General features: G+C 36.7%; 27 protein-coding genes, 1 other RNA gene, 1 pseudogene and 1 other annotated feature. Of the genes and pseudogenes, 20 read left to right on the plus strand and 9 right to left on the minus strand.

Annotated features, from left to right (window positions below):
• The first annotated feature begins 11 nt into the window (after positions 1-11).
• The 3 genes from C9J35_RS13910 to C9J35_RS13920 are packed head-to-tail and all read left to right on the plus strand — an operon-like array spanning position 12 to position 2,532.
• Positions 12-698 carry a CoA transferase subunit A gene (locus C9J35_RS13910; RefSeq protein ID WP_107924987.1) on the plus strand — a complete coding sequence of 229 codons (687 nt, stop codon included), beginning with the start codon at positions 12-14 and terminating at the stop codon, positions 696-698.
• Positions 691-1,326, plus strand: coding sequence for a 3-oxoacid CoA-transferase subunit B (locus C9J35_RS13915; RefSeq protein ID WP_107924988.1), 636 nt, complete (start codon positions 691-693; stop codon positions 1,324-1,326). The genes C9J35_RS13910 and C9J35_RS13915 overlap by 8 nt, the downstream gene beginning before the upstream one ends.
• 12 nt (positions 1,327-1,338) lie before the next feature.
• Complete coding sequence (locus C9J35_RS13920; protein ID WP_107924989.1) at positions 1,339-2,532, plus strand: thiolase family protein; 1,194 nt, start codon at positions 1,339-1,341, stop codon at positions 2,530-2,532.
• Positions 2,533-2,567: 35 nt separating this feature from the next.
• On the opposite strand, the gene C9J35_RS13925 is transcribed toward C9J35_RS13920, so the two are convergent.
• Positions 2,568-2,894: a DUF3870 domain-containing protein gene (locus tag C9J35_RS13925; RefSeq protein WP_107924990.1), complete on the minus strand. Its 327-nt coding sequence runs from the start codon at positions 2,892-2,894 to the stop codon at positions 2,568-2,570.
• Between the two features lie 109 nt (positions 2,895-3,003).
• On the opposite strand from C9J35_RS13925, the gene C9J35_RS13930 reads away from it, so the two are divergent.
• The 7 genes from C9J35_RS13930 to C9J35_RS13960 all read left to right on the plus strand — a co-directional run bounded on the left by C9J35_RS13930 (position 3,004) and on the right by C9J35_RS13960 (position 10,654).
• Positions 3,004-4,335 (plus strand): short-chain fatty acid transporter, encoded by a 1,332-nt coding sequence (locus tag C9J35_RS13930; RefSeq protein ID WP_107924992.1) that lies wholly within the window; start codon positions 3,004-3,006, stop codon positions 4,333-4,335.
• Between the two features lie 231 nt (positions 4,336-4,566).
• Complete coding sequence (locus tag C9J35_RS13935) at positions 4,567-5,196, plus strand: carboxymuconolactone decarboxylase family protein (protein WP_107924994.1); 630 nt, start codon at positions 4,567-4,569, stop codon at positions 5,194-5,196.
• Between the two features lie 16 nt (positions 5,197-5,212).
• Positions 5,213-6,076 carry a 3-hydroxyacyl-CoA dehydrogenase NAD-binding domain-containing protein gene (locus tag C9J35_RS13940; protein ID WP_167395972.1) on the plus strand — a complete coding sequence of 288 codons (864 nt, stop codon included), beginning with the start codon at positions 5,213-5,215 and terminating at the stop codon, positions 6,074-6,076.
• Positions 6,077-6,086: 10 nt separating this feature from the next.
• Entirely contained in the window at positions 6,087-7,196 is a 1,110-nt protein-coding gene (locus C9J35_RS13945; RefSeq protein ID WP_107924997.1) for a zinc-dependent alcohol dehydrogenase, read from the plus strand.
• The gene (locus tag C9J35_RS13950) at positions 7,197-7,877 is read left to right on the plus strand and encodes a cyclase family protein (protein ID WP_054767941.1); all 681 of its coding nucleotides are present in this window, start codon (positions 7,197-7,199) and stop codon (positions 7,875-7,877) included.
• A gap of 466 nt (positions 7,878-8,343) precedes the next feature.
• Complete coding sequence (locus C9J35_RS13955; RefSeq protein WP_107924998.1) at positions 8,344-9,855, plus strand: DEAD/DEAH box helicase; 1,512 nt, start codon at positions 8,344-8,346, stop codon at positions 9,853-9,855.
• 19 nt (positions 9,856-9,874) lie between these two features.
• Positions 9,875-10,654, plus strand: a complete 780-nt coding sequence (locus tag C9J35_RS13960) for a YqhG family protein (RefSeq protein ID WP_107925000.1) — start codon at positions 9,875-9,877, stop codon at positions 10,652-10,654.
• A 45-nt stretch (positions 10,655-10,699) separates the two neighbouring features.
• On the opposite strand, the gene C9J35_RS13965 is transcribed toward C9J35_RS13960, so the two are convergent.
• On the minus strand, positions 10,700-11,020 hold the full coding sequence (locus tag C9J35_RS13965) for an ArsR/SmtB family transcription factor (protein WP_107925002.1): 321 nt from the start codon (positions 11,018-11,020) through the stop codon (positions 10,700-10,702).
• Positions 11,017-11,442, minus strand: coding sequence for an SRPBCC family protein (locus C9J35_RS13970; protein WP_107925003.1), 426 nt, complete (start codon positions 11,440-11,442; stop codon positions 11,017-11,019). Before C9J35_RS13970 ends, C9J35_RS13965 begins: the two co-directional genes overlap by 4 nt.
• Positions 11,443-11,621: 179 nt before the next feature.
• Here C9J35_RS13970 and C9J35_RS13975 point away from each other — a divergent pair, with 179 nt between their 5' ends.
• The gene (locus C9J35_RS13975) at positions 11,622-12,260 is read left to right on the plus strand and encodes a LysE family translocator (protein ID WP_107925006.1); all 639 of its coding nucleotides are present in this window, start codon (positions 11,622-11,624) and stop codon (positions 12,258-12,260) included.
• 515 nt (positions 12,261-12,775) lie between these two features.
• Here the strand turns inward: C9J35_RS13975 and C9J35_RS13980 are convergent.
• Both C9J35_RS13980 and C9J35_RS13985 read right to left on the minus strand, forming a co-directional pair.
• Positions 12,776-13,458 (minus strand): annotated as a pseudogene (locus C9J35_RS13980) (SDR family NAD(P)-dependent oxidoreductase); the annotation flags it as partial.
• A gap of 173 nt (positions 13,459-13,631) precedes the next feature.
• Positions 13,632-14,945 (minus strand): short-chain fatty acid transporter, encoded by a 1,314-nt coding sequence (locus C9J35_RS13985; protein WP_107925007.1) that lies wholly within the window; start codon positions 14,943-14,945, stop codon positions 13,632-13,634.
• Between the two features lie 305 nt (positions 14,946-15,250).
• On the opposite strand from C9J35_RS13985, the gene C9J35_RS13990 reads away from it, so the two are divergent.
• The 7 genes from C9J35_RS13990 (at position 15,251) to ytxJ (ending at position 21,059) form a co-directional block, all read left to right on the plus strand.
• Entirely contained in the window at positions 15,251-16,132 is an 882-nt protein-coding gene (locus C9J35_RS13990; protein WP_107925009.1) for a LysR family transcriptional regulator, read from the plus strand.
• A gap of 118 nt (positions 16,133-16,250) precedes the next feature.
• On the plus strand, positions 16,251-16,958 hold the full coding sequence (locus C9J35_RS13995) for a CoA transferase subunit A (protein ID WP_054767943.1): 708 nt from the start codon (positions 16,251-16,253) through the stop codon (positions 16,956-16,958).
• Complete coding sequence (locus C9J35_RS14000) at positions 16,958-17,599, plus strand: 3-oxoacid CoA-transferase subunit B (RefSeq protein WP_201262072.1); 642 nt, start codon at positions 16,958-16,960, stop codon at positions 17,597-17,599. Before C9J35_RS13995 ends, C9J35_RS14000 begins: the two co-directional genes overlap by 1 nt.
• A gap of 191 nt (positions 17,600-17,790) precedes the next feature.
• Positions 17,791-18,040, plus strand: a binding site (T-box leader).
• Between the two features lie 72 nt (positions 18,041-18,112).
• The gene (locus C9J35_RS14005; RefSeq protein WP_107925010.1) at positions 18,113-19,363 is read left to right on the plus strand and encodes an MFS transporter; all 1,251 of its coding nucleotides are present in this window, start codon (positions 18,113-18,115) and stop codon (positions 19,361-19,363) included.
• A 180-nt stretch (positions 19,364-19,543) separates the two neighbouring features.
• Positions 19,544-20,053, plus strand: coding sequence for a nucleoside/nucleotide kinase family protein (locus C9J35_RS14010; RefSeq protein ID WP_235616316.1), 510 nt, complete (start codon positions 19,544-19,546; stop codon positions 20,051-20,053).
• Between the two features lie 151 nt (positions 20,054-20,204).
• A complete protein-coding gene (locus C9J35_RS14015; protein ID WP_054767945.1) occupies positions 20,205-20,618 on the plus strand; it encodes a VOC family protein in 414 nt (137 codons plus the stop codon).
• A 111-nt stretch (positions 20,619-20,729) separates the two neighbouring features.
• Positions 20,730-21,059, plus strand: coding sequence for a bacillithiol system redox-active protein YtxJ (ytxJ, locus tag C9J35_RS14020; protein ID WP_054767946.1), 330 nt, complete (start codon positions 20,730-20,732; stop codon positions 21,057-21,059).
• A gap of 133 nt (positions 21,060-21,192) precedes the next feature.
• Here the strand turns inward: ytxJ and C9J35_RS14025 are convergent, their stop codons facing one another.
• The 3 genes from C9J35_RS14025 to C9J35_RS14035 form a co-directional block, all read right to left on the minus strand.
• Complete coding sequence (locus C9J35_RS14025) at positions 21,193-21,648, minus strand: hypothetical protein (RefSeq protein ID WP_107925012.1); 456 nt, start codon at positions 21,646-21,648, stop codon at positions 21,193-21,195.
• 317 nt (positions 21,649-21,965) lie between these two features.
• Positions 21,966-23,162 (minus strand): Ger(x)C family spore germination protein, encoded by a 1,197-nt coding sequence (locus C9J35_RS14030; protein ID WP_235616317.1) that lies wholly within the window; start codon positions 23,160-23,162, stop codon positions 21,966-21,968.
• Between the two features lie 320 nt (positions 23,163-23,482).
• Positions 23,483-24,115: an exosporium glycoprotein BclB-related protein gene (locus C9J35_RS14035; RefSeq protein WP_235616318.1), complete on the minus strand. Its 633-nt coding sequence runs from the start codon at positions 24,113-24,115 to the stop codon at positions 23,483-23,485.
• 324 nt (positions 24,116-24,439) lie between these two features.
• Here C9J35_RS14035 and C9J35_RS14040 point away from each other — a divergent pair, with 324 nt between their 5' ends.
• The gene (locus tag C9J35_RS14040) at positions 24,440-24,871 is read left to right on the plus strand and encodes a DUF1259 domain-containing protein (RefSeq protein WP_238602062.1); all 432 of its coding nucleotides are present in this window, start codon (positions 24,440-24,442) and stop codon (positions 24,869-24,871) included.
• Between the two features lie 167 nt (positions 24,872-25,038).
• On the opposite strand, the gene ssrS is transcribed toward C9J35_RS14040, so the two are convergent.
• Positions 25,039-25,231, minus strand: a non-coding RNA gene (gene ssrS, locus C9J35_RS14045) — 6S RNA.
• A gap of 246 nt (positions 25,232-25,477) precedes the next feature.
• Between ssrS and C9J35_RS14050 the strand changes: the two genes are divergently transcribed.
• Positions 25,478-25,816 carry a zinc ribbon domain-containing protein YjdM gene (locus C9J35_RS14050; protein WP_107925016.1) on the plus strand — a complete coding sequence of 113 codons (339 nt, stop codon included), beginning with the start codon at positions 25,478-25,480 and terminating at the stop codon, positions 25,814-25,816.
• Positions 25,817-25,974 lie beyond the last annotated feature (158 nt).

Below are 25,974 nucleotides of genomic sequence, written 5' to 3' on the forward strand. Positions count from 1 at the left end.
GAGTGAATACAATGAAAATTTATGAATCCGTAGAACAGGCTTTATCTTGTGTAGAAAGCGGCCAAACGATTATGGTTGGTGGATTTGGTTTAGTAGGTGGTCCGCTCACTTTAATCGATGCCTTAGTGGAGTTAGATGTAAACGATTTAACAATTATTAGTAATAATTTAGGGGAAAAAGGAAAGGGCCTTGGTAAACTGCTGGAGCAAAAGAAAGTAAAAAAGGCAATTGGCTCTTACTTCACTGGGAATCGAGATGTTGGTGAAGCATTTCAACGTGGAGAACTAGAAATTGATTTATTACCCCAAGGTACATTAGCGGAGTCGATTCGAGCTGGTGGTGCAGGAATTGGTGGTTATTATACAAAGACGTCAGTTGGAACGGATCTGGCGAAAGGCAAAGAAACCAAAGTAATCAATGGTGAAGAATATGTATTTGAGGAAGCGTTAAAGGCGGATGTTGCAATTATTCGTGCACATAAGGCAGACAGGCTTGGGAATTTAGTATATTACAAAACCGCACGGAATTTTAATCCGATTATGGCAACTGCGGCAAAGACAGTCGTTGTTGAGGTAGATGAAATTGTAGAAGCGGGCGAACTAAGCAGTGATGAAATCATTACCCCGCATTTATTCATTGATCGAATGATTGTAGCGCAAAAGATTTTAACGAAGGAAGGTGTCGTGGAACATGGCTAATCCTATTCAGGAGCTAATAGCAAAAAGAGCTGCTAAGGAAGTTGCAGATGGACAAATTATTAATTTAGGGATTGGTATTCCTACACTTGTTGCAAAGTATGTAGAAAATGACAATGTTCACTTTCATACAGAGAATGGCATGCTCGGTGTGGTAGGTGTGGATGAGGAGGATATTGATCCGAATGTAGTGAATGCCGGAAAAATGCCAGTTGGAGAAGCGATTGGATCATCCTTTTTTAATAGTGCAGAGTCATTTGGCATGATTCGAGGAGGGCATGTGGATGTAGCCATTTTAGGCGTACTACAGGTAGATGAGCAAGCACGCATCGCCAACTGGGCAGTACCAGGGAAAAATATTATTGGTGTTGGTGGTGCGATGGATTTACTAATCGGAGCACAAAAGGTGATTGTCACAATGACACATACATCAAAAGATGGGAAAAGTAAGATTTTAAAGAATTGCACTTATCCAATCACGTCAACACGTAGCGTTGATACGATTATTACTGAAATGGCTGTTTTTAACTATGTAGATGGACAGTTACATTTGGTTGAATTAATGCCTGAAGTTACATTACAACAAGTAGAGGCAAGCACCGAAGCAAGTTTTGTCAATGCACTGAAATAGGAGGGAAGTAGCATGAAAGAAGTAGTTATTGTAGAAGGCATTCGGACAGCTATAGGTAAGTTAGGTGGTTCATTAATCAATGAGACAGCAGATATTCTTGGTTCAATAGTTATTCGTGAACTCTTAAATCGGACACAGCTAGACCCCTCTCTAATTGAGGAAGTGATTTTGGGACAAGCAAAACAGAGTGCCGATCAATCCAATGTTGCGCGGCTTGCCTCTTTACGTGCTGAATTACCAATTAGCGTTCCAGGTTATACTGTACATCGCCAATGTGGCTCTGGCCTGCAATCCATTAATAACGCGGCACAGCAAATTGCTCTTGGCTACAGCGATATTATTATTGCAGGAGGAACAGAATCCATGAGTACAGCGCCATATTACTTACGAAATGCTCGCTATGGTTATGGTGTTGGTAATGCTGTCATGTTAGATCCGAATACAGAAAGTCAACCAGGCTCTCAACCGTTTGAAGTTTATGGTATTACAACGATGGGTGAAACAGCAGAAAATTTAGCCGAAAAATACTCGATTTCTCGAGAAGAGCAAGATGCATTTGCACATCGTAGTCAAGAACGTACAGCACAGGCCATACAAGCAGGTTATTTTGACAAACAAATTGTACCTTATGAAGTGAAAAAACGAAAATCAGTAGAAATTTTTGAAAAAGATGAGCATCCATTTTTAACGAGTCAAGAGAAGTTAAGTACGCTAAAGCCTGTATTTCGTAAAGGTGGGTCAGTAACGGCAGGCAATAGTAGTGGGCGTAATGATGGTGCAGCAGCATTATTAATAATGTCGAACGAAAAAGCGCTAGAACTAGGTTACAAGCCCAAGGTTAAAATACTTGCTCAAGCAGCCGCAGGTGTAGATCCATCTATTATGGGAATCGGCCCAGTTCCAGCTACATTAAAAGCATTAAAGCAGGCAAACTTATCGATTCAAGATATAGATATCATTGAGTTAAATGAAGCTTTTGCTGCACAATCTATCGCAGTAATCAATGAACTTGGGTTAGATATAAATCGAGTGAATCCAAATGGCGGTGCAATTGCTATGGGACATCCCATTGGGGCAACAGGTGCTATTTTAATGACGAAACTTATTCATGAGCTTGAACGAACAGGTAAGCGTTATGGCTTAGTAACATTATGCATCGCAGGGGGGCTTGGTGTTTCAACAATCGTTGAAAACTGCCAAGCATAAAAAATAACACCGAGTACATGACTCGGTGAAGCTACTTAGCTATCTTTTTGAATTTTTTCAAGGTATCTCTTTTGTGCAGATTTTAGAGCTACTACGACTGAACCACTTGAGGGTGCATAATAGTGCTCATCTACACGAGCAATTAATTCATCAATATTGGCTGTAATATCAAAGCCAATCAACATACGTTTAAAGAAATCTTGTGCAAGATTAGTAATGAAAGTAAATTCTGCATCAATAATTTTATGGGTTTCTTGATCAATTTCTAACACAATACCGGCATGCTTGTACATCTCGTACATGGACGTGCCCTGGGGTGCTTTTGCATAAGCGGTCACTAAAATACTAGTTAATTTTTGCAAGGAAATGACCTCCAACATGTATAGATTGTAAGTTAATTCTATCATGTTTTACGCAATAAAGAGGTACTTCCAAAAATTAATTAGTTCAACACATCAAGGGGGAATTAGTATGGAAAAATTGACAAATTTTTTCACAGATATCATGAAGAAGTATTTACCAGATCCATTTGTATTTGCAATTGGACTTACATTATTAACGTTTGTACTGGCTCTATTAATTGAGGATATTAGCTTTGTGGATTTAACAACTGCTTGGGGTGGAGGATTTTGGGATTTATTAGCATTTACTACACAAATGGCTGTTATTCTTGCAATGGGATATGTACTAGCTACAGCACCTATAACAGATAAATTGTTAAACAAAATTGCAAGTATGGTGCATACGCCAAAAACGGCAATTATCGTTGCAACGCTTGTTGGGGGGATCGGTAGCTACTTAAACTGGGGATTTGGTTTAGTAATTGGGGGGATTATTGCAAAAAAACTAGCTTTAAAAGTTAAGGGGGTTCATTACCCGCTGATTATCGCAGCCGCTTATTCTGGATTTACTTTCTATGGACTAGGTCTATCGGCTTCTATCCCTATTTTAATTTCAACTCCAGGTCACTTCTTGGAAGATGCAATGGGCTTAGTTACATTATCAGAAACAATTTTTAGCTTACCTATGATTATCACAACAGTTGTGCTGTTAATTACATTGCCTTTATTTAATGCAATGTTGCATCCAAAAGATCCAAAAAACGTTGTGGAGATTGATCCAGCATTATATGCAGATCAACCAAAAGTAAAATTAAATCTATTAGTCGATAATACGATAGCAAATAAATTGAATAATAGTCGCATTTTAGCGTACACGATTGGTGCGTTAGGGCTGATTTATATTGTTATATATTTCACAAACGGTAATTCATTAAACTTAAATATTTTAAATTTTATCATTTTATTCATAGGAATTATTTTACTAGGGACGCCTGCTCGTTATGCTGAGCATTTAGCAGATGGGATTAAAACAATTTCAGGGATTGTGCTGCAATTTCCATTTTACGCGGGTATTATGGCCATTATGGCTGCTTCGGGTTTAGTGGACACCATTGCGAAAGTATTCGTTGACTTATCCAACGAGCATACGCTACCGTTTTGGGGATTAATAAGTTCATTCTTTATTAATTTCTTTGCACCTTCAGCTGGAGGACACTGGGCAGTACAAGGGCCATTCATGATTGATGCAGCAAAAGAGTTAGGCGCATCTTTATCTGAAACATCAATGTCCGTAATGTTAGGAAATGCCTGGAACGATTTAGTACAACCATTTTGGATTTTACCAGCGCTGGCACTTTCTCGTTTAAAGTTAAAAGATATTATGGGCTTCCTTGTGATGATTATGTTCTTCGTGGGGATTATTTACATCTTGGCAACGTTAGCTTGGTCTTATTTACTTTAGTAGTAGACTGTTCCAAAAGGCTATAGGCGCCAATTTGACGAGTAATAGTATTATAGGATTTCAGCAAAAAATTCGCTAAACTTCTGTGGAAAAGCGAGCCAAGCTAGCCTCCGCATATGCTTTAGCACTTGCGAGGCCTGTGGTTCGTCCGCGGGAAGAGAGCGGATTTTTTGCATCAAAAATCTAAATGTAATGTTTAATCAGCCTTTATTATATGAGGGGGATTTATAAATGTCGAGGATGTATCAAGCACTCCTAACAGAAGGTATTTTAACAAAAAGAGAAAAAACATTGTTACTTGTAGGTTTATTTGCAGCACGACGTGAGGAAAAACAAATGCTTTATTTCGTAAAGCAAGCAGTTGAAGCGGGCAATACTGTCGCAGAAGTTGCAGAGCTGATTGCATCAGCCATTATTTCGAGAGGTATTCCAACTTGGTTATCTGGGATAGAAGCGATTTCATATGCAAAGCAACTTTCAGGAGACATCCAGATTGTTGAAGAAGGGGGAGAGGTAGCTACTTTTTCCTCACAGCAGGAATGTATTGACTACTATCAAGAAGAGTTTGATGTATTACCTAAATGGATTCAATATTTAGTAGATTACGCTCCAGATGTTTTATTAAAGTATAGCAATCTACGCATGACTTCTTTACGTGATGACGTAGTTTCCCGATTATTGAAGGAATTATTATTGTATGCCATTAATGTTTGTGAGGCCTATGAAAAAGGCATTCTGATTCATAAAGCAAATGCGCTTTCGTTAGGTGGGAGTGCCGCCGTTTTAGAAGAGGTCAAAGCGCTATGTATTTATGCGGTAGGTATACAAGTAATTTGGAATGATGAGCAAGATAAAGCTTAAAGAGGGAGACCCAACAATGCAAAAAATACTGATAATAGGCGGAGGCTTTATGGGCTCTGCTATCGCAAAATATTTCCTGCAATATAATGTGACTGTGTATTTATATGAGCCAAATATAGAAAGATTACAGCAATTACAGCAACAATCAGATTTACAGAAAATCACCTTTTTATCGAAACTAGAGCGTATTGAAGGTTTAACATTTGTTTTTGAAGCTATTGTTGAAAATTTACAAGTCAAACAAACTTTATTTGAACAGCTAGATTCATACTACGGAAAAGAAATTACATTTTGTACCAATACTTCGAGTTATCTAATTAGCGATATTGCAGAAAAAATGATCTATAAAGAACGCTTAATCGGGACACATTTCTTTTCGCCCGCACATATTACCCCTTTAATAGAAGTAGTTCCTAGCGCTTATACATCACAGGAACGAGCAAATGCTACTATGCTATTTTTACAGAGTATGTGTAAAAAGCCTATCTTATTGAAACGGGAAATTGAGGGCTTTGTAGCAAATAGATTACAAAGTGCACTTGCTAGAGAAGCGATGTCTTTGGTTGAGAAGGGGATTGTAACGGCTGAAGAGTTAGACTTTATTGCTAAAATGAGCCTAGGCGTACGGTTAGCCAATACAGGACCACTTGAGCAACGAGATATAAATGGTTTAGATACGCATTATGCCATTGCAGACTATGTATACCCAACTTTAGAGAATGGCACGAAACCACTTGAAATCCATCATGCAAAAATAGACGCAAAACAATATGGCATGAAATCCAATCAGGGATTTTACGACTGGTCATCCATCGATAAGCAACAATATTTGGCACAAAAAGAAAAGACACTACTAGATATTATTAAGTTGGTTCAGTAGAGGTGCTTCTATGAATGACGACAATTATGAAATTAGAGCAGGAGTAGATATGGCGATGAAATATCAAGCATTAGTAAAGTGTTCAACAAAGAAAAAGGATGTTCAGTTTAAAACCTATACTGTCCCGGAGTTAGATCGTAATGAATGCTTACTAAAGGTAAGTGCTGTTGGTATTTGTGGGAGTGATTTGCATATGTATGATGGACATGGTGGCTATGATTGGGTCACTTACCCACTTGTCCTCGGTCATGAAGTTACGGGAACTGTTATAGCAATGGGGGCGGCTGGCGATAAAACACTTTTAAATAAGAGAGTGGTAATAAACCCCTATAAAAGCTGTGGTGTTTGTGATTATTGTCAACGAGGCGAAACGAATTGCTGTGATTTCAACGACTATAAATTTATAAAAACACCAACTGAAGCTCTTCGATATGGATTCCGCGAGGCTGGCGGTATGGGACAATATATGGTAGCAGATATTAATAATATTATTGTCATTGATGACACTGTATGTGATGAAGTGGCAGCTATTTCAGAAGCCTTAGCAGTTAGTTATACCGCAGTTTTAAAAGTAACCGATTACAAGAAAAAGTCCATTTTAGTAGTTGGGCCTGGACCTATAGGATTAGGGGTAGCAGCAATATTAGTGGGCGCGGGTAATGAACGAACACATATGCTTGGAGTGCCGCAAGATCAAAGTCGTTTGCAGTTAGCAAAAGAAATCGGTGTACAAGCAACGTTTGTTGCTACGGAGGAACTAATTCACGATAAGTTTTCAGGCTATGATGCCATCATTGACTGCTCGGGTCATCCAGCCATTCCGAAAGAAGCTATTCGTTTACTTAAACGTGGTGGCCAGCTTGTATTAGTCGGCATTAATTCTGCTGAGTTTTCTGTGCCAATGGATCAAATTGTACGTGGCGAAATAATGATTAAAGGCAGTTACGGTATTACACAAGCAAATTATGAAGCAGTTTTACAGATGGCTACGGATTCAAAGTATCCATTCAATAAGTTAGTCGCACATACGGTTTCATTTAAAGATAGTCTTGATGGATTTGAAAGTGCGCTAAACAAAGTAAATGGAAAAGTTGTGATTCATTTTAAGGAGGGAATATAAATGAAAATTATTGATTTAACATTAGAAATTTATGATGGCTTAGTTTCCTATACATCGCATCCACCAATCGTTATACAAGAAGAATCTACTTTTGATAACTCCGGTCATCGATATATAGCACCATGTGAAGGGTTTGAATCTCGCTTTTTACGTATGTCTGATCATAGTGGGACACATATTGACGCACCTCTTCACTTTATCAGAGGTGGGGAATCTACGGCTGAAATGGATTTAACAAAAACTTATGGAGAGGCTGTCTTACTTGATGTTTCCTCTTTCAAAGATCCGTTCGAACCTGTTACAGCAGTGATGCTTTCACAGGCTGAGCATAGACAAGGGATAACTATACAACGAGATGATATTGTGTTAGTACGAACACGAACTGCAAAGTGGGGACAAGGAGACTTTTTCTTAGAGCATGCTTTTGCGACTTGTGCAGGTGATTGGTTATTCGAGAAGCAAGTAAAATGTATTGGTCTAGATTTAGCGAATATTGATGTCCATGACAATATGAAACGTGAGGTGCATTTAAAGCTGTTAAGTGTCCCTATTTATATAGTAGAAAATCTAGTTAATCTTGAACAATTACCTTTAAATGACCGTTTTACTTTTATGGCACTGCCACTTAAATTGAAAAACTCAACTGCATCTCCAGTAAGAGCTGTCGCCTATGTCAAATAAGCTGTAAATTCAATGTGAAATATACTTTTATTCAATTCTAAATTTGTAAGTTATTCGATAATAGGAGGGGAGGGCATAAAAGCCTTCTCTTTTCTCGTAGTTCAAAGCTATGGTAATTACTAAAAAGCTCACCAACCGGGTGAGCTTAGAATTTACTCAACCCATGCAGAAAGTGTCCCACTGAATGTAGCCATATAACCACTTCCAGATGCTATAGCACTCTTACTTGGAGGGTATCGAAAAAAGAAACCTAGCTTAGAATAACTAGCTAACGCACCTACATTTTTTAAATTTTAATCGAATAGAATAAAGTACAATACCTCAACATTAATTCGAAGATTAAATGATTTGAACAGCAAGGAATCATTTGAATGTCACTTAAAATATGTATATTTTTACAAGAGCGAAATCTAACATAGCTTTTACTTTTTTGGACAACCTAACTAAGAAATAAATGCATGAGGTGATGATCATGATAGTAGAAAGGTCGTCCGAATGGGAAGAAGGTTTTATAAGTAGATTAGATAATCTTGAGAAATGGGATAGCTGGACATTGTACAAGATGAGCTATGATATTGTAAAAATGAATTTAATTCCCGAATTCACGGGTTTACAAGCGACGAAATATTTACCCAATTTAACGCCGCTCACCCATCAACTAGAAGCGGCTGAAACGGTTATTGAACGCATGAACGGAAAAGCGATACTTGCTGATGAAGTGGGGCTTGGTAAAACCATTGAAGCGGGCCTAATCCTAAAGGAATATCTGATTCGTGGACTCGTAAAAAAAGCGTTGATTTTAGCACCGGCTTCTCTTATTAATCAATGGATTGAAGAATTGAATCAAAAATTTCATATTCCAGCAATAGCGTATAAAAAAAATTGTCCCATTGATCGCTATGATATCGTGATAATGAGCATGGATACGGCAAAAAAGAGCCCACATAAAGAGCTAATTTATGCACAGAATTATGACATGATTATTATTGATGAAGCCCATAAACTTAAAAATCATAAAACATTGATTTACGAATTTGTACAAGGCTTAAAGAAAAAGTTTTGTTTATTATTAACCGCCACACCCATTCAAAATGATGTATTTGAATTATATTATTTAATTTCTTTACTCAAACCAGGTCATCTCGGAAATTATGAAACATTCCAATCGGCATTTTCAGCTAGCAAGCATGATTTAGAGCATGACGATTATTTGAAAGAATTAGTAAATCAGGTGATGGTGCGAAATAGAAGAGAAGACACGGGCGTCGAGTGGACAAAACGTCACGTTCAAATCATCCCCATACAATTTACCACTGAGGAAAAAGAAATCTATGATCTACTTGGAACGCTTTCTAGCGGCTCATTTTCATTAATTACCTTGCAAAAGGAAATGTGCAGTAGCAAAGAAGCGACGGCTTTAACTTTATCAAAAATGCTCGAAGACAGTAAGGAAACCAAAGAGATTGAAGGGATACTTGCCAAATTAATGGCTTTAGAAGTGAACGCCAAAGCTGAAAAGACACTAGAAATTATTAAGCAAGCGGATGATAAAGTCATTATTTTTACGGAGTATCGGGCAACTCAAATCTACTTGCAGTGGTACTTACATTCAAAAGGCATTACGAGCGTTCTTTTTAATGGTAAGTACAATAAAAACAAGCGTGATTATATGAAGCATCTTTTTAAGGAAAAAGCGCAGGTGCTTATAGCAACTGAAGCAGGAGGAGAAGGTATTAACCTGCAATTCTGCCACCATGTCATTAACTACGATTTGCCTTGGAATCCAATGAAGCTTGAGCAACGTATTGGTCGTGTGCATCGGTTAGGACAAGAACACGATGTTCATATTTATAATTTGGCTATAGAAAACACAATTGAAAAAGATATTTTGGCATTGCTCCATACGAAAATTGATGTATTTGAGAAGGTAGTCGGAGACTTAGATGCTATCTTAACAAATTTCAAAAAATCCGTTTGACATGTGAGGGGGGAGTGCCATGTTTCCACAGCAGGTTCACAGTTATTTAAAACAATTTTTCATGGAAAATGATTGCAATATTTTAGGGGAGGACGCCTGTTATCTCACAGTACAATTAACCATTGATATTGATAAAAGAATTATGAATCGTCCCTTCTATTGGCAATATGTAGAAGCTACGAATGGCGATCCAAATCCAGCACAAGTAACATTTATTACAGATCATACGGCACTAGCTAGTAATGTTCGCGGAGAGATAGTAAATTTCGGTTCACCAAGGCTCAATCAGCTATTTCAAGCAACGAGAGAGCTTGGGACATTTGTTCAAATGTTTGAGAAAGTTGAAGCATCGAGAGAACAGATCATGCTTACACCCTGGCTTGGTGTGAATTATAAGGTTTCATATTGTTGCGACCGAACAAAAGAGATGCTGTATTCCTTTGGCTTAAATTTAATGACAGGTATGATCTTAGAGGATTTTCATGAGGTATTGAGTAAAGTTGAGTTTGATGCTATTCAATCTGAGAACGTTTTCCATGTGCAATATATTATTAAACCCATCCGTGCACTTAAAAGATTAGATGCAACAATCGAAGCGATTATCGAACAGGATAACCATGATTGGGCGGTGCAAGCGAAAAAAAGGTGGCAACGAGATCAGCGCGTATTAGATTTTTTTTATGAAGATGTAGAACAAAAGCCAGAATGCTATGAGATTGAAAAGAAAGCTTTACAAGAACAATACGATGCAAAAATTAAAATTGAAATTATTAATGGTGGATTATTTTATATGCGTTGAATAAAGAGCTGTTCGAATGACTTTTTGAACAGCTCTTATTTTTATTTACTCTTTTTCAACAAAGTTTTGTAATTGAGCCAGTTTATTATCCCAAAATAGATCAAAATACTGTAACCAATCTTCAATCTCTTTCAAACGCTCTACATGTAATGTATAAATCTTTTCTCTACCCTTTTTTTTGGCAGATACTAGCTCGGCTTGCTCTAATATTTTTAAATGTTTAACGACAGCAGTTCGGCTAATGGCAAAATGCTCAGAAATATGAGTGATTGGTTTGTCACTCGCTGCAAGAAGCTGTAGAACATGACGTCTCGTAGGATCAGCAATTGCTTGAAAAACATCATACTTTTCAGCAAGCTGTGTCATTTTGTTTCAACAACCTCTTTTAATCTTTTATCGATAATCATTGTCCAGCCACCGTCCATTTTTTCACGCACAGCTTGTGCTGACATTTGAGCTTTCGGAATAATATGAGACGCCTCTTTCCAGCCACCATGTGTTAAGGTAAATGTCGTTTGTTCACCAACTTGTTCAAGTTCAAATGTTACAAACCATCCATCCGTATCCCAAGTGAACCGCACGAAATATGGTGCGTCCACTTGTTCAACCTTACATGGAGAAGGTCCGAAGGGGGATTGTAACGTAAATTCATGTCCAACAATAGGTTGAAAATCATTTGGCATAAACCAAGTACCAAGTTTTTCGGCATCTGTGACAGAGTCCCAGACCTTATCAATAGATGCATTTAGTGTAACTGTTTTAATGATATTTTGTATTTTTTCTGACATACTAAGTCTCCTTTATTTTTAAAAATATAACCATAAGGTGTTATGATTTTATAATACCTTATGGTTGCATGTCAATCAGAACAGTTTAAGATATTTTTTTATCTCTAAGTGTCTTTTGGTATGTCTGTACATATGGTAGAATATTTTTATAATTTTCAGATATTTAGGAGGGGTTAAAAGTGGTAAACGTATCCGTTTTTCTACTAATGTGTGTGTTGCTGATTATTTTACCTGGTCCAGATACAGCCATTGCGACAAAAAATACGCTTACAGTTAGTAAAAAGGGAGGTATACAGACGATACTTGGCTCATGCTGTGGTTTACTAATTCATACGTTTGCTGCAGTGATTGGCCTTTCAGCAATTATTGTAAAGTCAGCATATGTATTTGCAGTTTTAAAATACGTAGGTGCGGTATATTTATGTTATTTGGGTGTGAAGACATTATGGACATTAAAAACAATACGCTCGCTGCCTCCTGTGTTACAAGATGAGACGCAAGTAGATCATAAATACGCACATCAATCTTGCTTTAAGCAAGGGTTTTTGACAAATATTATGAATCCTAAAGTTGCAGTTTTTTTCTTAACGTTTTTACCGCAGTTCGTAGATGTCTCAAGCGCCACGTTTGTGCCATTTCTATTCATGGGGCTTATTTATACTGCTATAACAGCCCTCTGGTTTGTGTTCTATGTATACTTGCTAGATAGAATTAGTGCATTTATGAAGAAGCCCACAACTAAAACAGTTATTGAGGGACTAACAGGTACAATTTTAATTGGATTTGGCATTAAGCTTGCCTTAGAAAAGGCCCATTAAACATGGGCTTTCAAATTGTAGTCAAACTCTAAAAGAACCCGTTAATTTCCACTACGGCGGACACTTTTCGCGGGCATGGCTTCAATCTCCTCGTCGTTACACTCCTGCGGGTCCTTCAACTCATGCTATTCCCGCAGAAGTCGCCGCCTGCGCTCCAATCAACTAGTGTACGTCTAAAATGATTAAGATGATGGCCAGGGTGTCAAAAATTAGATAGATTAAACGACATCAATTAACATACTGACAATTGACCAAATGGTGCCTAAAGAATTTTTTATGCACATTGGAAACGGGTCTTGATTTTAATTTTATCTATCGATTATTTGAAGGAGCCACCTAACCCCTTAGAGTACTACGATCGTTAATAGGGGCTATTTGTAACCAATATTTCTAATAAAATTTCAAAAGGTATTCTTTGTATGTGATCATTCCGAACACCTTTTGTCGTCAGTCTAAAGGCCCATTAAACACGAGCTTCCATATGGTTATTTTATAGGCAGTGTCTTTTCAGAGTTTTAGCTACCTTTATGTTGTTGACTCGCAATCCAAATATTTGTATCTGCAATGGTTGGATTTGTAATGTAATGACCACCTTCAATTTGCAGTATTTGACCAGTCATGAACTTGGATTCATGAGAGGCTAAGTAAACGGCAGCATGCCCGATATCATCAGCTTCTCCGTGGTACGGCAATGCGTTAAATTTCGAATAAATAGCTAACATATCTTGCGGCATATTATTTTTTGCAGTGGATGTTAAAATCAGTCCCGGTGCTACCGCATTACAACGAATTTATCTTTACCATATTGCGTGGCAATGTTTTTCGTCATATTTGCAACACCAGCTTTTGTAGCACCATAAGCTGTACGCGTTTGATCACTTGCAAATGCTGCCATAGAAACCGTATTTACAATTGAACCACCACCGGCATTTTGCATATGAGGAATAGCGAATCGACTCCCTAACAATACTGATTTTAAGTTTACATTTACTAGACGGTCAAATTCATCTAGGTCTATATTTACAACATCTAAATCTTTACGTAGATTGGTTAAACCAACAGTTAGTGAACCGTATTGTTCCACAGTAAATTCGACAGCTGCTTCAATCGATTTTGCATCCCCAGCATCTAGGAATACTGCTGATACTTCGCTTACTAAAGCTTGAGCTTGTGTTTTTGCGCCATCGATATTAAAGTTTAAATCCCCCTAAAATAAACGATAAACCGAGTGTATTGATGGCTCTCTTATTTCTTCACGGTAAATAGTTTAACATTAAACTATTTGCAATTGAATTAATATACACTAATTGCTTAAATCTCGCAAAAAAACTTCACGGAGAGTTCCCGTGAAGTTAAAAAGGACTATGTTTGTTAGAAAAACAGGAAGCCAATGCTAATGATAATGCCTGTATAGAAAAGGATGAATAAGCAGAAGCCCATGATGTCTTTTGCTTTTAAACCAGCAATCGCTAGTGCTGGCAAAGCCCAAAATGGTTGAATCATATTTGTCCAAGCATCACCCCAAGCGATAGCCATAGCAGTTTTGGCATAATCTGCACCTAATTTAGTCGCTGCATCTAACATAATCGGAGCTTGCACAGCCCATTGACCACCGCCTGATGGCACAAAGAAATTTACAAGTCCCGCGGAGAAAAATGTGAATAAATAGAAAGTATGCTCATTTGAAATGTTAACAAACCATCCAGAAAATACAGCTGCTAAACCAGAAGCGGTCATCATCCCCATGATACCTGCATAAAACGGAAATTGGAAAACAATTCCTGTTGTTGTTTTAATTGCATCTTGTGCAGCAGCAAGAAAACGTTGTGGTGTACCATGGAAGATAATACCTAGCACAATGAAAATGGTATTTACGACATTTAAATCTAATACAAAACCTTTCGTTATAAAATGATGCATTAAATACCCGAGCCCAATAGCTCCAATTAAAATTGTTAAAATGTAACTGCGCTCAGAACGACTTGCAAAGTTATTTTCTACTGGGGGAAGTGCAATTTTCTCTTCCGCTAATAAAGAAGGGTCGACTTCTACTACATCTTTTTCCTTAGGCATCATCCATCTGTTAAAGAAGGGCAATGTTAAAATAATAACGATAACAATAAACAAGTTATATGTTGAAAATAATGTAACTTTTGTTGGAATAACACCCATAATATCTGCAAAAGTGTGGCCTTCTGTCGCAATGGAAAGTGGCACTGAGCCCGCTAAACCACCATGCCAAATAACAAATCCCGAATAGGCACTAGCGATGAGTAAGCGGTAATCTACTTTTTGTACATGACGTGCAATTTCTTTTGCGAAAAGCGCTCCAATAACCAGACCAAATCCCCAGTTAATCCAGCAAGCGATTAGTGAAACAAATGTAACAACAATAATCGCCATACTTGGCGTTTTTATGTTGCTTGCAAGTGTGGATAACACTTTTTTAAATACCGGACTATTTGCTAAAATGTGTCCAGCGGCTAGAACAATCACCATTTGCATCGTAAAGGATAACAGTCCCCAAAAACCATCTCCCCAGTATGTGACCATATCAAGTGGGGAAGAGTCTGTTAATGTGACTCCTAATAATAAGACTAGCACCGTGAGTATAGTGACAAATATGTATGGGTCAGGCAAATATTTTTCCATTATAGTATTCGAAATTTTAGTTAATGTTTTCATTTAAAAAATCCCCTTTCTTTCTCTACCATCCCTTATTCATAATATTACATAGAGAAATATGTAAATAAAGAGAAAAATGGAGCGAAGGACAGTAAATGAAACTTTAAATAGAATTGCCGTTTTAAGTTGCGTTCACAGAAATTACATAATTAAATATTATTTTAGATATAGAAAACCTTATCGCTATTGTATTTACCTTATATCAGTTTTAGAAGAAGGATTAAAAAAATAGCAGAGAATTTATTACTAAATAAGACTTTTAAAAATATTTTTATAACAAATTAGAATAAATAAGGGGTTTTTAGATGGAGTTAAGAGATTTAAAAGCATTTATGGGTGTTGTTGAACATGGAAGTTTTACCAAAGCGGCAAGTGAATCTTTCGTGTCACAGCCATCTTTAAGCAAAAGTATTAAAAAGTTAGAAGACACACTTCATGTAGAATTATTAAACCGATCAACTCGAAATGTTGATTTAACCGATGCAGGGAACATCGTCTATAAACAAGGACTGAAAATAATGCGATCTGTTCATGATTTACATATATTACTGGATGATTTGCTTAACATTAAAACAGGGTCTATTAAATTAGGAATACCGCCATTAATTGGCACATTATTTTTCCCAGAGATTGCTCGGAAATTTCATAAACAATATCCAGAAGTTCACTTAGAGTTGGTGGAACGAGGAGCTAAAATGATTGGCACTTTAGTGGACAACGGTGAAGTTGATATGGGTATTGTCGTTTTACCAACAGATGAGCGTAAATTCTTGGTTCAATCATTTGTAGAGGATCAATTTTTTGTTTTTATTAATGAGCAACATCCCTTAGCAATGCAAGATTATATACTTCTGCAAGATTTAAAAAATGAATCATTCATTACTTTAACAGAAGAATTTACATTACATGATTATGTCATTAAATCCTGTAAAAGAGCTGGTTTTAACCCAATTATTGGCTATAAGAGCTCTCAATGGGATTTGATAGTGGAGCTTGTCTCATCAAACTTAGGCGTAACACTTTTACCTTACTCGATTGCCGCTAAGCAAACCAACCAAAATGTAAAAATTATCCCCTTGCTGAATTTTGATATGCCTTGGCGTTTAGGGGTTATTACCAAGAAAAATACATATCAATCCTATGCGTTAAAGCAGTTGTTAAAGACCATCCGTTCGGAAGAAGAGTAGGAAAAATAGATTTATGCCCTTTTGGAATAAGTAGTATTCAAATTAATTCCTTTACTTATAAAATGGTATTGATGTAGAATTTTCCTTAATAAACGAGCTATATTAGGGGGTTTCGATGATGGGGATCGGGAAAGTGTGGAATTCGTTCGAGGAAGCCATTGCAGATATTAAAGATGGAGACACATTAGTTGTAGGCGGATTTGGCTTATGTGGTATTCCTGAAAAAGCAATTTCAGCATTAGAACAACAGGGCACAAAAGATTTAACAGTTGTTAGTAATAACTGTGGTGTAGATAATTGGGGATTAGGGTTATTATTAGCCAATAAACAAATAAAAAAAATGATTGCATCCTATGTAGGTGAAAATAAAATTTTTGAGCAGCAATTTTTAAGTGGAGAACTTGAAGTTGAATTAACGCCACAAGGCACACTGGCGGAGCGTATACGTGCTGGGGGAGCAGGTATTCCTGGTTTTTACACGGCTACAGGTGTTGGAACGCCGATTGCTGAAGGCAAAGAAGTAAAAGTTTTTGATGGCAAGGAATATATATTAGAGAAGGGCATTGTCGGAGACTTTGCCCTTGTGAAAGCTTGGAAAGCAGACAAGCTTGGAAATCTAGTTTATCGTAAAACATCACGTAATTTTAATCCATTAGCTGCAATGGCAGGAAAAATTACTATTGCGGAAGTGGAAGAAATTGTTGAAGTTGGTGAACTAGATCCGGACCATATTCATACGCCGGGCGTTTTTGTACAACGTGTGTTATTGGGCGAAAATTATGAAAAACGTATAGAGCGTCTTACTGTGAAAAAGGGGGAAGCGTGATGATTGATACAAGACAAAGAATTGTAGACAGAGCTGTACAAGAAATAGAAAATGGCATGAACGTCAATTTAGGTATCGGTATCCCAACGCTTGTGGCGAATGCAATCCCTGCTGATTATGATGTTCTTTTACAATCCGAAAATGGTCTACTTGGCATTGGTCCATACCCAGAAGAGGGTGCGGTGGATGCTGATTTGATTAATGCAGGTAAGGAAACTGTTACAGTTGTGCCTGGTGCATCTTTTTTTGACAGTGCTGATTCCTTTGCCATGATACGTGGTGGTCATATTGATCTTGCTATTTTAGGCGGCATGGAAGTCTCAGAAACAGGAGATCTTGCTAACTGGATGATTCCAGGGAAAATGGTGAAAGGCATGGGTGGTGCCATGGATCTTGTTGTTGGTGCAAAAAGAGTGATTGTCGTTATGGAGCATGTCAATAAAAATGGCGAATCGAAGATTAAAAAGGAATGTCAGTTACCTTTGACAGGAAAAAGTGTTGTGCATAGATTAATAACAGATTTAGCGGTCTTTGATTTTATGGATGAGGGCATGAAGCTGATTGAACTAACGGAAGGTGTAACACTAGAGGAAGTGAAGGCGAAAACCTCTGCGTCATTTACAGTCGAGCTAGCAGAGTAATTTATTGAAACCAGTCACTATTAAAGTGAACTGGTTTTTATATGTAAGTAAGACCACAAAGAAAAGTTCATTACTACATGTGAATAGGAGCGTAAAACTTCTATAGTTCCAACTATTGACAATTAATAATATTGTCGTATATATTATTAAGAATTATATTGAAACTAGATTTATGAAAAATTTAATATGTTACATATGCAATGAAGAGAAGAGTAAATAAAATTATTTCTTTACAGAGAACTCCGGTAGCTGAAAGGGAGCAAGGGAAATTTTATTGAAGCAAGCCTCTGAGTAGCGCATTGGAACCCGAATATAGGGGGGATAGTGTGACAGGAGCTCCTGTTATAGAGCTAGGGTATAGTTTGTTGTACCTGATAAGGTTAATATGGTGACATATTAATAAACAGGGGTGGTACCGCGATAAAAAATCTCGTCCCCAAGACGTTAAAGTCTTGGGGATGAGATTTTTTTATTTTGCTGAAAAATAGATTGTGATGAAAATATTAAGGAGGAATGGAATTGAATATTAAAAATTGGCGGTACCCGATTATTTTATTATGTAGTATTGGTGTGTCAAGTGTGGGTAGTTGGATATATTTTATAGCTTTAAACCTCATTGTCTTGAACATAACGGAATCAGCTCTTGCTGTTTCTGGCTTATATATTATTAGAGCTTTATCGACAGTTTGTACGAATATTTGGTCAGGTAGTGTAATTGATCGTTTGAATAAGAAATATCTCATGATTGTACTGAATATGTTGCAAGCTTTATTCATTACAGTATTACCTTTTGTATCTTCTTTGGGTTTTATATATTGTATGGTTTTTTTAATTACTATCTTCAGTTCAATATATCATCCAACATCAATGACCTTTATTACGAAGTTAATACCGATTGAACAAAGAAAGCGATTTAACGCTTTGCGCAGTTTATTAGATTCAGGTGCCTTTTTGACAGGTCCAGCGATAGCAGGATTAATGTTTACAATAGGTACGCCTAACATGGCTATTTATATCAATGCTATTGCATTATTTCTATCTGCATTAATGACGTTAGCAATGCCCAATGTTGAAGCATCTAGACTATTTGTTGAGAAAGCAGAAAATAAATTATCAATAAAGATATTAAAAGAAGATTGGAAGCTTGTTCTAAGATTTAGTAGAAAATATGCATATATCATGACCATCTACCTTTTATATAGTGCCATGATCGTCATGATGACAGCTACGGATTCTTTAGAGGCGGCATTTGCTACTCAGGTGCTTTCGTTATCTGAAGGGCAATATGGAGTTTTAGTGAGCATTGCTGGTGCAGGGGTATTAATCGGTTCATTAACGAATATGCTAATTGTTGAGAAAATATTTACTTCTTGGCTTATTGGATTGGGTTCGTTGATAACTGCAAGTGGTTATATAATGTTCGCATTTTCATATACATTTCTACTAGCATCCATCGGGTGCTTTATTTTGTCATTTGCTACGGCCTTTGCCAATACAGGTTTTTATACTTTTTATCAAAATAATATTCCTGTGCATGTTATGGGGAGAATAGGGAGTATTTATGGTCTTGTGGAAGCTTTTCTTATTATTATCGTCACTGCTATCTTTGGATTTGCTTCCGAAGTACTATCTATCAGAGTTGTTGTCGTTTCAGGCTCTTTGATAATGTTACTAGTAGCCACTGTATTGTTTATTTGTAATATTCAACGTTCTAAACATAAATTTTATGCTAACACTTCTGAGCTTAAAGATACATTTCAATAGGATAGAGAGTTTATATAAGGCTGCGTTAAGAAACACCGGTTAATCCCTTCGTAAAATTGATTGATAGGAGTGTGGGGCCATTCATGTGCACGCAAGAAGTGATAAATGCAATAATCAATAAATTTGAACGACGCTGTAATAAAAATCGGGCTTTAATTGTGGCATTAGACGGATTAGGTGGTGCAGGAACTTGAGGATCGGCTAAAGCGTAATAGTTTGGTCAATGTCATTCATATTGATGACCATATAGTGGAAAGTAACAAACGTTACAATACCGGATTTGCCGAATGGTATGAATATTACTACTTACAATGGAATATTGAGTTAATAAAGAAGGATATCTTAAAGAAACTTCATTGTAACAAGACAGAGATTTTACTACTCTTTTACGATCGTACAACTAATTTAATGACAAATAGAAAAATGGTAGTAGCAACAGACAGCATTCTTTTAATTGAAGGGATATTTCTACAAAGACACGAGTGGAGAAAATTTTATGATTATACTTTGTTTTTACAATGTTCGAGAACAATAAGGGAAGAAAGAGTATTAAGTCGTGATTCCTATATTGGTGATTTACATGCACGAATGGATAAGTACAAAAGTAGATACTGGCAAGCAGAGGCGTATTATATGAAAAAAGAAAATCCACTACAACAGGCAGATAAAATTTATCATGTCAGTGAGTAATGGCTCTCTACGATTGCGGAATGTTTCGCTAGTATTTCGATGATTTCCACATTTCAGGATGACAGCGAGGCGGAAACAAAATAATATTCAGACCTTTGACTGTTCTCCCTTCTTGCATTTCAATACTATAATGATCGAAAAGGGGAAAAATATGAGTGAACAATGGTCAACAGAATTACAGGTAGCACAGGTACGTGTTGCAAGACCGACTGATAAATTAAACGAGATTGAAAAGTTTTATTGTGAAGGGCTAGGGTTAGAAAAGGTAGGCTCTTTCACTGGACATCAAGGTTATAAAGGTGTGATGATTGGACTTCCAAACGCCAGCTATCATTTGGAGTTTACGGAGCATATTGAGGGTAGCCCATGCCCAGCGCCATCAAAAGACAATCTCCTCGTGCTCTATATGCCGCAGCACGAAATTATTCAGCGTATCGCCAAACGCTTGGCGCACATGGGATACCCGGAAGTTGAACCAGAAAATCCCTATTGGGCGGAAAAGGGCATTACAATTGAAGACCCTGATGGTTGGCGTCTTGTGTTGATGAACACAGCAGGTATATAAATAATTTAGTTGGAACAAATTTATGTTCTCGAATACTAATAGCTTCTAAAATACCTAGGGTGGTATATAATAATGGTATCTTTTAAGCTATTGTATTGGAGGTAATACATTGTGCAACGCATTAAAACAAACGAAGACTGGGGGAAAATTTTAAAGCAGTCGAAAGAACAGCCCATCCTTCTACTAAAGTTCAGTATGACTTGTATAAGTAGTATTTCGGCATTAAAAGAATTTAAAGCACTGAACACAGATTTGCCTAAATACTTAGTTATTGTACAACTGGAAAGAGACGTCTCGAACTTCATTGAAAACGATCTTGGCGTTAAACATGAATCACCACAGTTTTTAATCTTGCTGAATGAGAAAGGTATTTGGCAAGCAACCCATTATAAAATAAAGCGTACGCTGCTAACTGAGGCCATACATACATATGTTAAATAACACGGTGTTTACGTATGTCCAATATAAAATACCCATCTTTGTAAAATGCGAAGATGGGTATTTTAATGCAGAAAAATGAAGTTGAACTTGCAAGAGCTAACCACACATGAAGAATGGGTGTAAAAGCATGTTATTAATCTTCTAGGGCATCATTTTCTGTATACTGAGTGGCAATTGACTCAATATTCAATTGTTCGTAAGTCGTCCAATTTACTTCTTTAAAATCTTGTTCATTAAAATAAATACTTAATACCTCCGCCATTTCTTCCTGACCATTAGGCTCAGCTAACGGGGCAGACCAGATAATTGTCGGGGTTTTTACACTTTTTAATTTTGAAATTTCTGCAAATATTCTTGTGGAATCCTTTAACATTTGACTTTTTAAACCTTCACGTACATCGGTATCTTGTATCGAAATTGTGACGATACCTTTGTCTTCTTCGACAGTGTATTTATTTTTTACGATTGCGCCAACTATATCCTTAACTGATGTGTCTTTGTCGACTGCTACTTTCTTTGGTTCGGCATCTTTTCCACAAGCTGATAATAAAAGTGTGAATAGCAGCAAGATGTACAATAGTTTTTTCATGTTAATTACCTCCCTTGTTACTCCATATATGTTCAAATTGCGTATGAATTATACAAGAGGAGCTATAATTCCTCATTACAAAGTATTATAAAAAACGGAAAATGTAGCGTTGTTATAAATAAAGAAACATCTTCATCGCTGGAAAGAAAGTTTTAATGATAGACCACTTAAAAGATTGTGCTGTTAGGAATGTGCATATTTGCGCTCGATAAAACAACAACAGTAACTATTCAGGACTCTTGAAGCAAATGAATACATGGGAAAGAGTAGGTATTACAATTTAAATGAATACTGGTGTTTTTCTTTCATGACTGTAATTACTCCTTTAATTTCAAGTTTGTCATAGTACCCAATCCACTAGTATTTACATTGACTTCAACTTTTATCTCTAACTCGGGAAATATCGATGACCAATCATCTTTAATGTTTTTCCATGCTTTGTAATCTTCACGGTGAAGCACTTCCCCAAACCCTACAATATCGGCTTGATAATTTTTTTGAATGGTCATAAGCGCTTCTTCAATTTGAACCTTTATTAATTCTGCAGTTTTTTTATTAATGTACGCAATAGATTTGTTTTCGGTTAAATCTATAGCACATTCAACTTCGCCCACATTTTGATCTATATCAATTTGAACATTAATTTTAGGTGTATTATTTTTAAATTTTCCTTTAATTTTAGTGGTTGATTTTGTGATTTCTGTGGTTAACTTACCTTCTTTAGGACAAGAAATAACTTCAACAGTACTTTTTATATTATCATTCAAAAAATTAAAGCTTCTACTTTCTTCTTCTGTTAATAATCCTATTAATTTATCTTGTTTGAATATGGCTAAACCCGCATACTTCAATAACGTAGGCGTTTTAATTCTTTCTACATTGACTTTATCCATACCTAATTGTGTATCTCCCTGTATTTCAATGACAGAGAGCACGGCGCTTTTTTCTTTATTGCCAAGGATAGTTACTAAGTCTTCTATATTGACTGACACTGTGGATCCCCAAGCTTTTTCTGTTCCACCTAATGAATTTATCATTTTATTGGCAGGTATTTTTTCTATGGGTGTTAAAACATTTAATACCTCTTTTGCAGAGGACTGGTAAGATACGATGACATCAAAATCATTTCTAGTTTCAGGATCTCTTGCTAATAAATCTACTGTCTGATCGATACCCTCTGTAGCTAATTTCTCTCCGATGACAACAACTTGAAGATGTGCAAAATAAGCTTTTCTAGGTGTAACTGTTGTCAGTCTCCGTATTGCTTCAAATACAGATTTCCCTTTAGCATGGTATGTTACAACCGGTGATCGTCCACTAGAGGGTTTATTTGAAGATATTTCACCAGGAGCAACTACTTGCACAGAAACTTCGTATTCATCATCTATTTTATCCACACCAGCAGCTACTACAATAGCAAGTTCATTTAATTCTTTTTTGCTCCAGCAACCACTTAATATTAGGCTGATGAAAAGTAGTAATAAAAATGTTGAAGACTTTTTTATCTCCGCCACCTCCAACTTAACTTCGGGTACGTTATACCATTTCACTTACAAGGATAAGCAAATTAAAGAGGCACTAATCAAGTAACATATAAAAAAGCCACTCAGGTGTAGTGTGAGTGAACCCCAAGAGTTCGAACTTTAACCAGCTTTTGGGGTTTACTACAAGGTGAGTGACTTCATTTTACGAATTGAGCGACCAGTACCGTTCTATAACTGGCTTAATGCACGTGATAATGGAAAACAATAAATTAGCGTATGGCTCAATCATATCTATTTAAATCAAACGCTTATTTATCGTTAGATTATAACGACAAGATTGAGAAAAAAATTTATACAATAGTAATACCTGCACTCGCACTACCTGAAATTGAGAAGTTGAGAGCTGGAGGATTTATTGTTGTTGAAATATAAAATACCATCAATAAACGATCGCCTACTGATACAGGTACAGGCTCGATATCTCCTGTTCCAAAAGTTATCGCTGGAAACGGTCCTGTAATCGGTGGTGCTAAATCAACACGTGCATTTGTCGGGGAGTAGATGTTAGTTCCGGCAGGAGCACGATAAATTTGAGCCGTAATCGTATGAGTACCAGTTAGATTAAGGTCTATAAATGAATTAAATGTCGCGGAAATCCCAGTAATATTACCATTGCGTGGAACTGAAAAGGCTTCGCTTAGAATCCCAGTTAAGTCTATCGTATTATCGCCTAATAAAGTGATACCGTTAATAGCACTACCGAATCCTATAAGGCTTGCTACCAATGTAGCGCCTTCAGCAATACCAACTACTGATGTAGTAATGCCAGAGGAAAACGGGATTATTGAACCATTGTCATTAGTACCATCACCGTCGTCAATAGGTGTGTTTATACAGTTTATATCTATAGCCACAAAAGGTCCTAAATGATTGCATTCTCTTTGTGTTGATAAACAATTACAACTATCTTTATTTACGCACACAATTTTCCCTCCTTTCATTTTTAGGATATGTAGAAAAAAGTTAGTGAGAAGGGCAATTAACTCGATAATTTATCATTCATGTGATGTAGTTCAAAGCCGGTTTAAAGCCAAAGAGTGTGATAGTCGTACATAAATAAAATCTAATATAGAAAATTAATTGGAATGGTTGGAAGGCAATAGGTATGGATAGAAAATAATTTTGATTAAAAGGTTCCAATGTTACAAGTTCCCAGTATTATCAAACACTTGAGAATATATTGGTTAGTAGGAAAATTAAAGGAGGTGAATAGATTGGAACGTGATAATCATTCCCTTGATCGCATTCTGCCAGAAAACTTCTGTGGTTGTGTAGATTCGAAAAAATGTCAAGAACTTGCTAATATCATCGGTGGGGAAGTTATTACTTCAACACCGGTTTGTGTTGTACAGCGTCTTCGTGATATTAAAGCTACCATTCTTGGACGGACTACTCGATCTCCGCTCGCACTTCCGTTTGCCCTTTCTTTTGAAGGGATTGGGGCTAATACACTAAACCTCGGTGAATCTGTAGTACTTCAGGAAGAAATTAATCCATTTATGACGGAACTTCGCAAGAGAGGACTTATTGTTACAGCAGTGCATAACCATTGGCTTTTTGATAATCCTCGATTAATGTACATGCACTGGGAGAATGTCGGAAATCCAGTTCAATTTGCTAGAAACAGTTTTGAGGCTGCAGTCGCAGCAGGTTTATTTAAAAAAGGCAAGCAAAGATAGGAAATAGAGATAAACAAGACCACTCGTGCTAGTGGTCTTTTAGTATTTAGCATTCATTGCAAACAAGTTTACCTCCAATTTAATCCTATAGCCTGTTTAGGGATGAAAAAAGCACCTTAACCAATTTGGTTAAGGTGCTATATAAACCTTGATGTAAATAGTTAGTATAAAAAGCCGCGTATGCCGTATGTCTTATAGAAAGTTTTAAACCACCACTCCTCAAAGTGGGTGTTCGCAGAAGTTTTCCTGCTTATCCTCATGCACCTTGGTGTGAGGCCCGTCATTCCAACTCCAATAATAAAACTCCCTTTTACAGCTTAAAGGTTAAAACTTAATATTATACGAACAATGCAGCCTTTAAGGATATAATACGTCATGATAAACGATCTTGCAAGTAAGATGGTTTTTACAAAAAAGTCAATGGGTGAGCACTAGAAATGATAGGAAATTTGAATGTAAAACGTAGTGATTACTTGATTTGCTTCATATATATTTCACAAATACGAACAAAAAATACGAACGACCTTTGCGTAAAAGTACTAAGTATGTAAAGATAGGAGCATATATAGGATTTACCTAGCAAAAAAGAAAAGGGAGGAAGCGGAAATGACAGCTTATCCAAATTGTCCGAAATGCAATTCACAATATACATATGAGGATGGATCAAACTTTGTGTGCCCGGAGTGTGCGCATGAGTGGAATACTAATTCAACAGAGCAGGAGTCAGATGCATTCATTGTGAAGGATGCCAATGGCAATCTATTAGCAGATGGCGATTCAGTAACAGTCATTAAGGACTTAAAAGTGAAGGGCAGTTCGTCGACATTAAAAATTGGTACAAAAGTAAAAAGTATTCGTCTTGTTGAAGGAGATCATAATATCGATTGCAAAATTGATGGCTTCGGCGCAATGAAATTAAAATCAGAATTCGTGAAAAAATTATAACAACCGTTAGAACAGAGTCGGGAAACCGACTCTTCAGACTGTAGACAAAAGCCATCGAGAAGTTCACTCTCGATGGCTTTTGTCATTTTTCTTTCTCTTTCATTTTTAATATTTGGTAAATTACTGCCGTATCCAACATACTCTTCGAGCATAGATGC

Origin of the sequence: Lysinibacillus parviboronicapiens, from assembly GCF_003049575.1 — a bacterium.
GTDB lineage: Bacteria > Bacillota > Bacilli > Bacillales_A > Planococcaceae > Lysinibacillus > Lysinibacillus parviboronicapiens.